9 protein-coding genes are annotated in these 13,822 nt (G+C 69.9%); 8 read left to right on the forward strand and 1 reads right to left on the reverse strand.

All coding sequences use genetic code 11. The features are described 5' to 3' along the window. The first annotated feature begins 5 nt into the window (after positions 1-5). The 8 genes from ACWD4G_RS13700 to ACWD4G_RS13735 all read left to right on the forward strand — a co-directional run bounded on the left by ACWD4G_RS13700 (position 6) and on the right by ACWD4G_RS13735 (position 12,381). The gene (locus ACWD4G_RS13700; protein ID WP_451292936.1) at positions 6-2,045 is read left to right on the forward strand and encodes a beta-galactosidase; all 2,040 of its coding nucleotides are present in this window, start codon (positions 6-8) and stop codon (positions 2,043-2,045) included. Then, complete coding sequence (locus ACWD4G_RS13705) at positions 2,042-4,426, forward strand: glycosyl hydrolase family 95 catalytic domain-containing protein (protein ID WP_451292865.1); 2,385 nt, start codon at positions 2,042-2,044, stop codon at positions 4,424-4,426. Before ACWD4G_RS13700 ends, ACWD4G_RS13705 begins: the two co-directional genes overlap by 4 nt. Positions 4,427-4,461: 35 nt before the next feature. After that, positions 4,462-5,190, forward strand: coding sequence for a glycoside hydrolase family 12 protein (locus ACWD4G_RS13710; protein ID WP_451292866.1), 729 nt, complete (start codon positions 4,462-4,464; stop codon positions 5,188-5,190). Between the two features lie 216 nt (positions 5,191-5,406). After that, on the forward strand, positions 5,407-6,444 hold the full coding sequence (locus ACWD4G_RS13715) for a LacI family DNA-binding transcriptional regulator (protein WP_451292867.1): 1,038 nt from the start codon (positions 5,407-5,409) through the stop codon (positions 6,442-6,444). 138 nt (positions 6,445-6,582) lie between these two features. After that, positions 6,583-7,926, forward strand: a complete 1,344-nt coding sequence (locus ACWD4G_RS13720; protein ID WP_451292868.1) for an ABC transporter substrate-binding protein — start codon at positions 6,583-6,585, stop codon at positions 7,924-7,926. Positions 7,927-7,950: 24 nt separating this feature from the next. Continuing rightward, a complete protein-coding gene (locus ACWD4G_RS13725) occupies positions 7,951-8,880 on the forward strand; it encodes a carbohydrate ABC transporter permease (RefSeq protein ID WP_451292869.1) in 930 nt (309 codons plus the stop codon). Between the two features lie 74 nt (positions 8,881-8,954). Continuing rightward, a complete protein-coding gene (locus ACWD4G_RS13730; RefSeq protein ID WP_451292937.1) occupies positions 8,955-9,770 on the forward strand; it encodes a carbohydrate ABC transporter permease in 816 nt (271 codons plus the stop codon). A 124-nt stretch (positions 9,771-9,894) separates the two neighbouring features. Next, positions 9,895-12,381, forward strand: coding sequence for a CBM35 domain-containing protein (locus ACWD4G_RS13735; protein ID WP_451292870.1), 2,487 nt, complete (start codon positions 9,895-9,897; stop codon positions 12,379-12,381). A 234-nt stretch (positions 12,382-12,615) separates the two neighbouring features. Here ACWD4G_RS13735 and ACWD4G_RS13740 read toward each other — a convergent pair whose 3' ends face one another. Then, entirely contained in the window at positions 12,616-13,803 is a 1,188-nt protein-coding gene (locus tag ACWD4G_RS13740; RefSeq protein ID WP_451292871.1) for a sulfotransferase family protein, read from the reverse strand. Positions 13,804-13,822 lie beyond the last annotated feature (19 nt).

The raw sequence follows: 13,822 nt of genomic DNA on the forward strand, positions 1-13,822 counted from the left end.
AGGAGATGCCCGTACCCGAAGGGGCGCCCGAGCCCGCTGAGGCGCCCCGACCCCACGGGGCCGAGCGGCCGTCCCTCTCCGACGCCACCCGGGGCCGCATCCTCTTCGGCGGCGACTACAACCCCGAACAGTGGCCGGAGGAAGTCTGGCAGGACGACGTACGCCTCATGAAGGAGGCCGGCGTCAACTCCGTGACCCTCGGCGTCTTCTCCTGGGCGAAACTCGAACCCCGCCCCGGAGAGCGGGACTTCGGCTGGCTGGACCGGCTGATGGACCTGATGCACGCGGGCGGCATCGGCGTCGTCCTCGCCACCCCCACCTCCTCACCACCCCCCTGGATGGGCCATCTCCACCCCGACACCCTCCCCGTCGACCAGGACGGGCGCACCGAGTGGTGGGGCGGACGCCAGCACTTCTCGCACTCCAGCGCCACATACCGCCGCCACGCCGCCGCCATCACCGAGGACCTGGCCGCCCGTTACGGCACCCACCCGGCCCTCACCATGTGGCACATCAACAACGAGTACTGCACCTTCGACTGGAGCGACGAGGCCGCCGCCCGCTTCCGGGTCTGGCTGCGGGCCCGCTACGGCACCCTCGACGCCCTCAACGAGGCCTGGGGCACCGCCTTCTGGAGCCAGGGCTACGGCGACTGGGCCGAGATCCACACCCCACGCCACCCCCACTATCTGAAGAACCCCAGCCAGGTGCTGGACTTCCACCGCTTCACCTCCGACATGCTGCTGGAGTGCTACCTCGCCGAGCGCGACATCGTGCGCCGGCACACCCCGCACCTCCCGGTGACCACCAACTTCATGCCGGTGTGGGTGGGCCAGGACGCCTGGCGGTGGGCCGAGGAGGAAGACGTCGTCTCGGTCGACATCTACCCCGACCCGCGCGACCCGCTCGGGGCCCAGAGTGGCGCCCTCGTCCACGACATGACCCGCTCCCAGGCGCGCGGCGGCCCCTGGATGGTCATGGAACAGGCCGCAGGACCGGTCAACTGGCGCGGGGTGAACCACCCCAAACCCCCCGGCCTCAACCGCCTCTGGTCCCTCCAGGCCGTCGCCCGGGGCGCCGACGCCATCTGCTACTTCCAGTGGCGGCAGTCCCGGCAGGGCTCGGAGAAGTTCCACTCCGGGATGGTCAGCCACGCGGGCGAGCACGGCCGTACGTTCCAGGAGGTCAAACGGATCGGCGCCGAACTCGCCCTGCTGAGCGCGAAGGTGACGGACCGTCGGGTCGAAGCCGCCGAGGTCGCCGTACTCCTGGACTGGAACGCCTGGTGGGCGAGCCGCCAGGACGGACGGCTCTCCTCCGAGGTCGACCACCCGCAGATCGTCCGCGCCTGGCACCGCGCCCTGTGGGAGGCGAACACCCTCGCCGACTTCGCCCACCCCGAACACGACCTGTCGGCGTACAAGCTGGTCGTCGTACCGCAGCTCTATCTGATGACGGACACCGCCATCGACAACCTCGTCTCCTATGTCGAGGCCGGCGGCACCCTCGTCGCCGGCTTCCAGACGGGTGTCGCCGACGAGGACGACCGGGTGCGCGCCGGGGGTATGGACGCGCGCCTGCGCGCCCTGTTCGGCATCCGCACGCTGCACGAGTGGTGGCCGCTCGACGCGGGCGAGACCGTCGACGTCGAGGGCTTCCACGGCACCCTGTGGTCCGAGGAGATCGAGGCGACGGACGACGTCGACGCGGTCATCCCGTACAAGGGCGGCGAGCTGGACGGACTCCCGGCAGTCCTGCGCAAGGGCCGCGCCCGTTACGTCTCCACCCTCCCCGAGCCGGACGCCCTGCGCGCGCTCCTCGCCGACATCGCCGCCGAGGCGGACGTACGACCGACCCTCGCCGACCTCCCGGCCGGGGTGGAGGCCGTACGCCGGGGCGGACTCCTGTTCCTCCTCAACCACGGCCGCGACGGCGTCACCGTCCCGGTGCCGGGCCGCCACCACGATCTGCTGACCGGCACGGAGGTCGCCGACGGCGTGGAACTGGGGCGGTACGGGGTGGCCGTGCTGGAGGCCCTCTCATGAGCGGCCCGGTGCACGGCACCTGGGAGCCGGCCCCCGCCGCCCGCTGGGAGGACGCCTTCCTGACCGGGAACGGCCGACACGGCGCCATGGTGTTCGGCGATCCGTACGACGAGCGGATCATCGTCAATCACCACACCCTGGTACGCCCCAATGGCGCCGAACACGCCCGTCCGCCCGCCCTCGCCGCCGAACTGGCCCGACTCCAGGACCGGTTGCTGGCCGGGGACGTCACGGCCGCCGAGTCCTTCACCGACGGCCGGGAACTCCAGTGGGTCCAGCCCTTCCACCCCGCCTTCCAGCTACGACTGCGCCGCCGCGCCGGCGCCGGTGGGCCCCCTGACCCGGGCCGGGTCCCCGTCGAGGGCTACCGTCGCGAGGTCGACTTCACCACCGGGGTGGTGAGCGCCGAGTGCGAGGGGTGGCGGAGCGAGGTCTTCGTCTCGCGCGCCGACGACGTCATCGTCCAGTACGTCACCGGGCCGAACCTGACGACCGAGCTGGCCCTGGACCATCAACTGCCGGGTGCCCCAAGAGACTTGGCGGTCGGTCACAGCACCGTTCTCACCGCCGAGGGCGCCGTCCTCACCCTGCGCGCCCGCTACCCCGGAAGCGACAGGGCGTACACCGGCGTCACGCTGGCGGTGGTCACGGGCGGCCGCACACGGACCTCGCTGCCGGGCCTACGGATCGAGGGCGCCGACTCGCTGCTGCTGCTCACGCGGGTCCGGCGGCACACCGGCGAACTGGACACCCGCGCCGAAGCGCGGGCCCTGCGGGCGCTCGCGCCGGAGGAGGAGCCGTACCGCTGGTTGCTCGACCGGCACGTGGGTCCGCATCGGGCGGCATACGAGCGAGTGTCGTTGGAGCTGGGCGGGGGCGAGGGTGGCGAAAACGAAGGTTCGTTCGCGGAGAGTTCGCAAAACGATGCTTCGTTCTCGCGCGCGTTGCAAAACGAATGTTCGTTCGCGGACGACCCAAGCGACCCGCCCCAAAACGAAGGTTCGTTCCGGGACGCGCCGAGCGGCGAGCCCCCCCAAAACGAACGTTCCTTCCCCGGCTCCCACCTCCTCCAACACCCCACCAGCCCCGCCCTCCTCGAACGTCTCTTCGCCGCCGGTCGCTACCACCTCCTCTCCGCCTCCGGCATGTTGCCGCCCCGTCTCACCGGACTGTGGACCGGTGACTGGAACACGGCCTGGTCGGGGGCGTTCACCACCGACGCCAACCTCAATCTCCAGACCGCGTCGGCCGCGGCGGGCGCGCTTCCCGAGGTGGCCGAGGCCCATGCCGCTCTCGTCCACGGCCAGTTGGACCACTGGCGGGAGAACGCCCGTACGATCTTCGGCGCCCGAGGGGTCGTGGCGCCCGCGCACACCGACGGTGAGTCCGGGCTCATCTACCACTTCAGCCGTGAGTACCCCCTGCACCTGTGGACGGCGGGCGCCGACTGGCTGCTGAAGCCGTTGGTGGACCATGACGAGACACGTGGCGAACGTGATCCGCGCACCGCCGCCGCGCTCGCCGAAGTGGCCCGGTTCTACGAGGACTTCCTCGGCCGGACCGATGCCGAGGGCAACCTCGTCGTCGTGCCCTCCTACTCGCCGGAGAACCGTCCGGCGAACGCGAGCTGGGGCACGGTCAACGCGGCCATGGATCTGTCGGCGGCCCGGCACGCGCTGCTCACGGCCGCCGAGTACCACCCCGGCTCCGCCGACGCCGACCGCTGGCGTGCCCTGGCCGACCGGTTGCCGCCGCACCGGGTGAACGAGGACGGCGCCCTCGCCGAATGGGCCTGGCCCGGCCTCAAGGACACCTACGACCACCGCCACCTCAGCCACCTCTACGGCGTATGGCCGCTGGACGAGATCACCCCCTACGACACCCCCGACCTGGCCGCGGCGGCCCATCGCGCCCTGGAACTCAGGGGCGCCGAGAACGACTCGGCGCACGGGCATCTCCACCACGCCCTGATCGCGGCGCGGCTCAGGGACGCCGACCGGGTGGCGCACGCGTTGAGCCAGGTCCTGGAGGGCGGCTTCTTCCACGCCTCCCTGATGACCTCGCACTACCCCCACCTCGACGTCTACAACGCGGACGCCGCGCACACCCTGCCCGCCGTGCTGATCGAGACGCTCGTGCAGTCTGCCCCCGACAGGCTGGTGCTGCTGCCCGCGCTGCCGGACGCGTACCCCAGGGGAGCCCTCAGGGGCGTACGCACCCGCTTCGGCGCGGAACTCGATCTGACCTGGGCGCCCGAGGGCGTCACGGCGGCCCTGAAGCCTTCCCGCACCCTCCGTATCGAACTCCGGACTTCCTCCGGCGCACGGCCGCTCGATCTCGTCGCCGGAGAAGACCACGTCCTCACCCTGGGGGCGTGGTAATCCCCGCACCTCCCCCCACCCATGGAAGGAACCCCATGGCAACAAGCACCCGCACCCGCGCACTGGGCAGGATCGGCAAGGCGCTGCTGGCCCCCGCGCTCGCGCTCGGCGCCACCGTCGGACTCGCCGCCGCCCCCGCCTCGGCCGCCGTCTGGAACTCCTGCGACCAGTGGGGCAACACCAGCCTGAACGGCTACACCCTCTACAACAACATCTGGGGCTCCGGCGCCGGCAGCCAGTGCATCTGGGCCAACTCCGGTACCAACTGGGGTGTCTGGGCCAACCACCCCAACACCGGCGGCATCAAGTCGTACCCCAACTCCAAGAAGGTGGTCAACAAGACGATCGGCTCGCTCGGTTCGCTCACCAGCAGCTACAACGTCACCGTCCCGTCCTCGGGCGCGTACAACACCTCGTACGACATCTGGGACACGGACTACGACTACGAGATCATGCTCTGGGTCAACTACAACGGCGCCGTCGGGCCGCTCGGCACCTCGCAGGGCAATGTGACCCTCGGCGGCCACACCTGGACCGTCTACAAGGGCAACAACGGCGCCAACGAGGTGTTCTCGTTCCTGCGCACCTCGGACTCCAGCTCCGGCAGCGTGGACATCAAGCCGATCCTCAACTGGATAGCCAACACCAAGGGCTGGATGTCCAGCAGCGAGACCATCGGTGACGTCCAGTTCGGCTTCGAGGTCACCTCGTCCTCCGGCGGCCTGGACTTCGTCACCAACAACCTGACCGTCAGCAGCAGCTGACCTCGCGCCCGGGCCGGCGCCGTTCCCCCATGCGGCGCCGGCCCGGGCCGTCCGTCCCCACCAGTGCCGGGACACTCACCCTCCGCGTTCAGGCCACCCTTCGCGCGGTGACGCCCGCCGCGATGCCCGGCAGGGCCGCCGAGGTCAGCGGCCTCTCGCGTGACTCCCGCATCACGGTCTCTTGACGCACCAAGTGTGACCGGTCACAATCCTGGCATGACTGTGACCGGTCACACACGGCGTCCGGCGAGCATCCGGGACGTGGCGACAGCCGCGGGGGTCTCGTACCAGACCGTCTCCCGCGTGATCAACGACCACCCCAGCGTCAAGCAGTCCACCCGGGAGCGGGTGCTGGCCGCCATCGACGAGCTGGGCTTCCGCCGCAACGCCACGGCGCTGGCGCTGGCCAGCGGGCGCAACCGGGTGGTGACGGTACTGACCGCCAACACCACGCACTACGGCTACGCCTCGATCCTCCAGGGCGTGGAGGAGGCGGCGCGGGCGGCGTCGTACGCGGTCGGGATCGGGGTGCTGGAGTCGGCCGAGGAGGCCGCGGTCGCCACCGAGGTGCGCAGGGCGGCGGACGCGGGCGGCGGGCTCGTCGTGATCGCCTACGACCCGGCCGGAGTCGCGGCCCTCGCGGCCGTCCCCGCCGAACTGCCCGTCGTCGGCGTCGTCGAGACCCCGGCCGGCCCGCCCGACGGCGACCGCCCCTGGGTCTGGACCGACGATCGCGAGGCCGCCTACCGGGCCACCCGGCATCTGCTCTCCCTCGGCCACAGGACCGTGCACTATGTCGCCATCCCCTCCAGCACCCGCCGCACCGGCGCCCGCACCACCGGCTGGCGGCAGGCCCTGAAGGAGGCCGGGGCGCCCGAACCCCGCCCGGTACAGGGGAGTTGGGGCCCGGCGGGCGGCCATGCGGCGGGACGGAAGCTGGCGAGGGACCCGTCCGTCACCGCGATCCTGTGCGGCAACGACGATCTGGCGCTCGGTGTGCTGCGCGCCCTGCACGAGAGCGGGCGTTCAGTGCCGGGAGAGGTCAGCGTGGCCGGCTTCGACGACGCCCCGCACTCCGCCTACCTCACCCCGTCCCTGACGACCGTACGCCTGGACTTCACCGGCCTCGGACGGTCCGCCTTCGCCCTGCTGCACCGGGCGTTGGAGGAGTCCGCGCAGATCGCCCCGCACCCGGTGTCCGTACCGCGGCTGGTCGTACGCGAGAGCGTGGGACCGCCCCCGGACCACGGCTGAGACCGACGCCCTTCGCCGCCCCGAGCCGCCCCCACCCGGCAACCCCCTCGCCCACCACCACGCCCTCCTGCCCACCCGTTCGATTCCTGATCCTGCACTGCCCTGAACCTGAACCACCCGTTCACGAAAGGCACGCGCATGCGCAGAAGGACTCGCCCCACCAGCAGAACCCTCCCCGCCCTGGCTCTCATCTGCGCCATCGGCCTCGCCGCCACCGCGTGCAGTGACCCGACCGCCTCCGACTCGGGGACGTCGGACACCAAGAACGAGGCCGTCGACCCCACCGCCCGGCTCGACGGGGTGAAGCTGACCATGTGGACCGCGCAGAACACGGTCGGCGCGCCCAAGCAGGTCATCGAGGCGTTCGAGAAGGCGACCGGCGCCCAGGTGGAGACCCAGGCGGTCCCGGATCTGTACGAGCAGAACGTGCCCACCAAGCTGGCCTCCGGCGAGCGCCCCGATCTGATGTTCTGGCAGCCGTCGATCTCCACGCTCCCCTTCATCCAGCCGGCGCAGAACCTCCTCACCCTCGACGGCGAGCCCTGGGAGTCCAAGCTCGGCGACACCGAGAAGTCCCTCGGCATCATCGACGGCAAGCGCTACGCGGCGATCGTCACCAGCCCCTCCATGCTCGGCGTCTACTACAACAAGGACGTCTTCGAGGCGGCCGGGATCACCGAGGCGGACTTCCCGAAGTCGTACGACGAACTCCTCGCCCTCGGCCACAAGGTCGTCGACGACACCGACGCCGCCGCCTTCTACGAGGCCGGCGGCGACAAGTGGCCCTTGCAGTGGCAGATGCAGGTGCAGCTCACCGATCTGGACAAGCAGTGGTGGGCCGATCTGAACGCGGGCGAGGAGAAGTGGACCGACCCGGTCGTCGTCGGCGCGATCAAGAAGTACAAGGAGAAGCTGCTCGACGCCGGGCTGGCCCAGAAGAACTACCGGACCGGCACCTTCACCGGGCAGGCCGACGCGCTGTGGAAGGGCGAGGTCGGCATGGCCCTCAATGTCACCTCCTTCCAGAGCCAGTTGCAGGCCAAGTACTCCACCGAGGAGATCGACGAGAAGATCGGCTGGTTCCCGATCGCCAACTCCGCCGCCACCGGCATGTACTCGCCCGACCAGACCAACGGCGTGGTCGCGTTCAGGACGGGCGACGACAAGCGGCAGAACGCGTCCCGGCAGTTCCTCGCCTTCTGGCTCGGCCCGGACTACCCCGACTACATCAAGACCATGAAGATCCCGTCCGTCCAGCCCTCCGTGCCCACCCCGGACGGACTCCCGCAGACCGCGAAGGACCAGGTCGCGGCCCTGCCCACGGCCATCGGCGTCTTCCAGGCCAAGGCGATCGTCGCCCCGGACACCCACCTGTACCTCGCCGACATGCTCTACGACAAGAAGAGCCCCGAGCAGGTCGCCCAGGCCATCCAGGACCAGTTCGCGCAGGTGGCCAAGGCCCAGGGCGCGCCCGGTTTCTGAGCCGGGGGAGAGGCGGGGCTTTCGATGGCGGACACGGCGATACGTACACGCAAGCAAAGCGCGGTGCCTCTGGGCACCGGACCCAGACGAGTCGGGCGGGTGTCGCGTGCCGCCGTGCACCACCCTTGGTGGTTCGCGCTCCCCGCGATCGTCGTCTTCGCGGGCTTCTTCCTCGTGCCCAACCTGCTCAACTTCTACTACCCGTTCACCAATTGGTCCTCGTACCACCCGGACATCGCGTTCACCGGCCTCGACAACTTCAGGACCATCGCCGACGACGGATCGCTGCTACGCGCGATTCGCACGACCCTGCTCTACGCCCTGCTCGCGGCCGTCTTCCAGAACGCGTTCGGGCTGGTGCTGGCCCTGCTGCTGGAGGACGACACCCGCTTCAACCGGTTCTTCCGGGCCGTCTTCTTCCTCCCGGTCCTGATCTCGGCGCTCGCCACGGGTTACGTCTTCCAGGCCCTCCTCGACCAGGACGGCGCCGTCAACTCCGTGCTCGGCACCGACATCCCCTGGCTGGGCTCCACGACCTGGACCCTCGTGATCGTCACCCTCATCCACGGCTGGAAGTGGATGGGCCTGTCGATGCTGATCTATCTGGCGGGGCTCAAGGGCATCCCCGGCGACATGCTGGAGGCCGCGCGGATGGACGGGGCCGGGCCCTGGCGGATGTTCTGGTCGGTGCGCCGGCCGATGCTCGCCCCGGCCGTCACGTTCAACGTCACCACGGCGCTCATCGGCTCCATGAACACCTTCGACATCGTGCAGGCCACCACCGGCGGCGGTCCGGCCGCCTCCACCGAGGTCTTCAACATCTATATGTTCCGCGTCTTCGGTCAGGGCCTGTACGCCCAGGCGTCCGCGATGAGCCTCGTCCTCTTCCTGGTGGTGGTCGCGGTCGCGATCCCGCTGGTGGTGGGGCTGCGGCGAAGGGAGCAACTGCTGTGAGCACGACTCTCGCGCGACCGGTCGGGGCGAGCGCAAAGCCCTCGGGTGCACGGCCGTCGGGTACCGGCCCGCGCCTGTGGCGCTACGGCCGCCCCGCCCTCGTCCTCCTCCTCGCCGGACTGGCCGTGGGCGTCCCCCTCTGGCTGGTCCTCGTCACCTCCGCCAAACCCCAGGCCGAGGCCATCAAACCGAACCTGGACCTGCCCCGGCACTGGCAGCCCGGCGCCAACTACCAGGACGCCGTCAGCCAGGGCGAGATGCTGCGCGGCCTCCTCAACTCCCTGCTCGTCGTGGTTCCTTCCGTCGCCCTCGTGCTCCTCCTCGGCGCGGGCGCCGCCTGGGTCTTCGCACGCCGGAAGTCGAAGCTGGTGTCGACGGCGTACGCGCTCTGCATCAGCGGACTGCTGCTGCCGCCCGCCGTCATCACCATCGTGATGGAGCTACGGCAACTGGGCCTCGCGGGCACCCGCCCCGGAATGATCGCCGTCTACACCGGGATGTACCTGTCCACGTCGATCTTCTTCATGACGGGCTTCATCAGGGCCATTCCCATGGAGTTGGAGGAAGCGGCCCGCATCGACGGGGCGACCCCGCTGCGGATCTTCTCCCGGATCGTCCTCCCGCTCCTCCGTCCGGTCATCGCCACCGCGACGATCATGGTGATGCTCTACGCCTGGAGCGACATCTTCTACGCCTTCTTCGTCCTCGGCGGCGGCGACAAGGCCACCCTCCCGCTCAACCTCTACAAGGTCGCGAGCGCCCAGCTCTACCTCAACAACTGGCATCTCGTCTTCGCGTACGTCGTGGTGATGAGTCTGCCGATGGTCGCCGTCTTCCTCGCCGGCCAGCGAAAGATCGTGTCCGGAATCACCAGTGGAGCCGTCAAATGACTGGAGGTCCAACAGCGTGAGCCCCCACACCGGTACGAAAACCCGTACGAGCACCCGTACGAGATCCCTGATGAGAACCCGTACGAGAACCACCCTGGTCACAGCACTACTTGGAGTCACCGCAATGGCAGGCAGCACCCTCTCCGCCACCCAGGCGACCGCGGAATCGGCAGCCGCGGCCGCCGCCGGGCCCCAGCGCCTCACCGTCGACCTCTCCGCCTCCGAGGGCCCGGTGATGCACGGCTCCAACGGCGCGCTGTACGGGCTCAGCGACGACGGCGTACCCAGCGACGCCGCACTCGCCCCGCTGAAGGTCACGAGCATCTCGCAGAAGCCGGAGGGCGGCGCCCAGCACCCCAACGGCGACGCGCTCACCGTATCCAAGTCGTTCTTCCGCAACGGCGGCGGCGACATCAACGTGATGATGCAGGACATCTACGCCAAGTGGCCGTACGAGGACCTCGGCATCGACGACTACCTCCCCAAGGTCGACAAGATCGCCCGCGACATCGCCGCCGACCCCAACAGCGAGCGCTTCGTCTACATCCCGTTCAACGAGCCCGACCAGATCTGGTACAAACTCGGCGTCGCCGACCAGACCGAGTACGAGGCCAACCGCGACCGTTTCTTCCGCGACTGGAAGACGGTCTACCAGCGCATCCGCGCCATCGACCCCGACGCGAGGATCGCCGGCCCGAACGAGGCCGCCTACCACACCCGTCTGCTCACCGACTTCCTCGCCTTCGCCCAGCGCGAGAACGTCCTCCCGCAGATCATGACCTGGCACGAACTGGGCTCCGGCTCCCTGCGCGACTTCCAGGCCCACTACGACAACTACCGCTCGATAGAACGCGCGTTGGGCATCGCCCCGCTCCCCATCAACATCGACGAGTACGCCAACCGCCGCGACCTCTCCGTCCCCGGCCAACTCGTGCAGTGGGTCTCGATGTTCGAGAGGAACAAGGTGTACGCCAACGCGGCGTACTGGGACGCGGCCGGCAACCTCAGCGGCCATGTCGTCCGCTCCAACATCCCCAACGGCGGCTGGTGGTTCTTCCGCTGGTACGCGGGCCTGACCGGCGACACCGTCAAGGTCACCCCGCCGCAGGCCAACACCATCGACACCCTCCAGGGCCTCGCCTCCCTGGACCGCACCCGCCGCCAGGCCCAGATCCTGCTGGGCGGCTCCGCCGGTGACACGGACGTCGTGGTCGAGAACGTCTCCCGCTCCCTCTTCGGGCGCACGGTCACCGCGACCGTCGCCGAGGCCGCCTGGTCCGGCTACGAGGGCCAGCACGCCACACCCCGCGTCCTCACCCGGACGAAGGTGAGGATCGCCGACGACGGCACGGTGACTGTCCCCCTGCGCGGCCTGCACAAGATGTCCGCCTACCGCGTCGTCCTCACCCCCGCCGGCCACGGCACCCCGACCGTCCCCACCGTCCCCTGGACCGCCTCCTACGAGGCCGAGGACGCCGCCATCACCGACGGCAAGGTCTACACCCAGGGCACCGTCGACAACGCCAACGGCTACGCCGCCTCCGGCACCAAGGACGTGGGCTCCCTCAACCAGCACACCAGCAAGGTCGCCTTCACGGTCTCGGTTCCCGAGGACGGCACCTACGACCTGGCGATCCTCTACGGCAACCAGTCCGGCACCCCGGCAACCCAGCAGCTCTCCCTCGACGACGCCGACCCGACCACGGTCACCTACCCCTCCACCGAGAACTGGACCTACCGCGCGAAGAAGGACATCCGCGTGGAACTGGCGGCCGGCACCCATGTGCTGACCCTCGCCAAGGGCGCCGCCGAGGTCACCCTCGACCGTATCGACCTCACCGCCCGCACCGCCGAGCCGTCCGCCTCCTATGAGGCCACACTCGCCGACATCAGCGGCAAACCGTCGTACGACTACACCTCGTCGACCGGTGTCGGCACGGGCTCCCTGGTCCTCCGCCCCGGAGACAAGGCGATCTTCGACGTGTACGCCCCACGCGACGGCTATTACCGTGTGGTCCCCCGCGCCTCCGCCCCGGTGACCCTCGCCCTCCACGGCCAGACGATCGCGGCGGTCCCCGGCCGCCCGCTGAAGCTGTACCTGGTGGCCGGCAACAACCGCGTCGAAGCCACCGCCCGCCACTCCGCCGTACGCTCCCTCGACGTCACCGGCGACGGCTCGACGGCCGGGGTCCTCTCCTACGAGGCGACCGCCGCCACCCTCACCGGCGGCGCCAAACTGGTCGACTCCCCCTACGCCTCCTCCGGCACCTACATCGGCTCGCTCGGCAACAGCCCCGGCAGCACAGCCGAGTTCACCGTGACCGCCCCCACCACCGGCCGCCACATCCTGGTCCTCCACTACGCCCACAACGACCGCCGCGACAACGGCCACGCCTACAACACGGACATCATGTCCCGCACGGCCGACCTCACGATCGGCGACGCCGCCCCGAAGAAGATCACCTTCAAGAACACCTGGAGCTGGGACGACTACTGGACGCTCGCCGTCCCGGTCGACCTGAAGAAGGGCCCCAACAACCTGAAGCTGTCCAACGCCACGGCCTGGGCCCCGAACATCGACCGAATAGAGGCGGCCAGGGTCCTCGGATAGCAGCTACAGCTGCGGGCAGGCGTGCCGCCGGGCGCCTGCCCACCCAGCAGTCGTCGTAGCTGCGGGCAGTCGCAGCCGTCATAGCTGCGGGCAATCGTGCCGCTGGGGCGGCGCCCATCCAGCAGCCGTCGTAGCTGCGGGCAGGCGTGCCGCTAGGGGCGGCACGGGTGGGCGCAGGCGGCACCCTGTAAGCGCCGGCAAGCGCCCCCAACCCCCGCTCAGCCCCGGCCGACCTCAGCTCCCATCGACCTCGGCCCGCAACGCGTTGTACCCCACGAACCGCGCCTCGACCTCGGCCCGCGTCAGCCCGTAGCGGGCCAGGTCGTACCGGTGCGGCCGACTCCCCTTGGGCCGATCGCTGACCCCGGACAGCCGCGCCGCGTCACGTTCGGTCCACCGAGCCCCGATCGCGTCGTACAACTTCGGCGCACCAGCAACCGCGTCGGTCCCGAGCCACGCATAAGGCACATCCACCAGGGCCTCACGAGGAATGGCCCCCCGCGCAGCGAGCGCCCGCTCCACCGAGAGACTCAGAATCTCCAGCCACTGCCCCCCGATCCCCTCCAGATCCACCGTATTGAGCGCCCCGATCCGCCCCTGCTCGACCAGACTGCAGAACGAAGCCAACGCGGTGACCGGATCACGATGGGTCCACACGATCGTGGCGTCGGGAAAGACGGCCCGCAGGGCGTCCAGATTCCCGGTGTGCATGGGCGACTTCAGCATCCACCGCCGACGCGGCCGACCGTACTGCAGCACCTGGAAGACCTGCTTGAGATACCGGTAGTCGGGGACGAAGTCCCGCTCGAAGTGCCAGGCCTGATACTCCGGCAGCCGCGCCTGCGACATCGGCACCAGCGCGTGCGGCAGGACGAACGTGCACTCCTCGGGGCTCTCGGCGGTCATGGGGTGGATGTGCCGGAACTGCGGGGCGAACCAGTTGATGCCGTTCACCCACCACCGCGCGGCCGTGATGGCCTTCCGCTCCCGCTCGGGCGAGGTGTCGATGTCGGGGGCGAGCAGCTCCCACAGGATCGGGCAGCGGTGCTCGTCCGAGAGGGAGAGCACCCCGTGGGTGAGGGTGGTGGCGGTCCGCGGCAGCCCCACCACGAACACCGGCTTCTCGATGGGCTCCTGCTCGATGGCCGGGTTCTCGGCGATCAGCCGCCGTATACGGGCCCGGTTGGTGAGATGTCTGAGGACATGCCCCTGCGCGGACTGCCAGCCGACCGGCGTCAGATCGTCGTCGGCCGCCCACTGCCGCAGCAGGAACCGGAACCCGTCGACGAACTCCTCGTCCCCGTCCGCCTGCCCGGCCTTGGCGAGAATCCGGTCGAAGACCCGATCCGGGTCGCGCCGGGACCCGGCCGTGGGACGCAGTAACAGATTGGCCAGGGTGAGGGAGAACGGCTTGGCGGACATGGGGCGGCTTCCTTCCCGG

The sequence above is a fragment of the Streptomyces sp. NPDC002643 genome (assembly GCF_053592555.1).

Bases quoted from the DNA above. Each gene is read 5' to 3' on its own strand.
- ACWD4G_RS13740 (WP_451292871.1), bottom strand. From the start codon at position 13,803: ATGTCCGCCAAGCCGTTCTCCCTCACCCTGGCCAATCTGTTACTGCGT.
- ACWD4G_RS13735 (WP_451292870.1), top strand. From the start codon at position 9,895: ATGGCAGGCAGCACCCTCTCCGCCACCCAGGCGACCGCGGAATCGGCA.
- ACWD4G_RS13700 (WP_451292936.1), top strand. From the start codon at position 6: ATGCCCGTACCCGAAGGGGCGCCCGAGCCCGCTGAGGCGCCCCGACCC.
- ACWD4G_RS13720 (WP_451292868.1), top strand. From the start codon at position 6,583: ATGCGCAGAAGGACTCGCCCCACCAGCAGAACCCTCCCCGCCCTGGCT.
- ACWD4G_RS13705 (WP_451292865.1), top strand. From the start codon at position 2,042: ATGAGCGGCCCGGTGCACGGCACCTGGGAGCCGGCCCCCGCCGCCCGC.
- ACWD4G_RS13725 (WP_451292869.1), top strand. From the start codon at position 7,951: ATGGCGGACACGGCGATACGTACACGCAAGCAAAGCGCGGTGCCTCTG.
- ACWD4G_RS13715 (WP_451292867.1), top strand. From the start codon at position 5,407: ATGACTGTGACCGGTCACACACGGCGTCCGGCGAGCATCCGGGACGTG.
- ACWD4G_RS13710 (WP_451292866.1), top strand. From the start codon at position 4,462: ATGGCAACAAGCACCCGCACCCGCGCACTGGGCAGGATCGGCAAGGCG.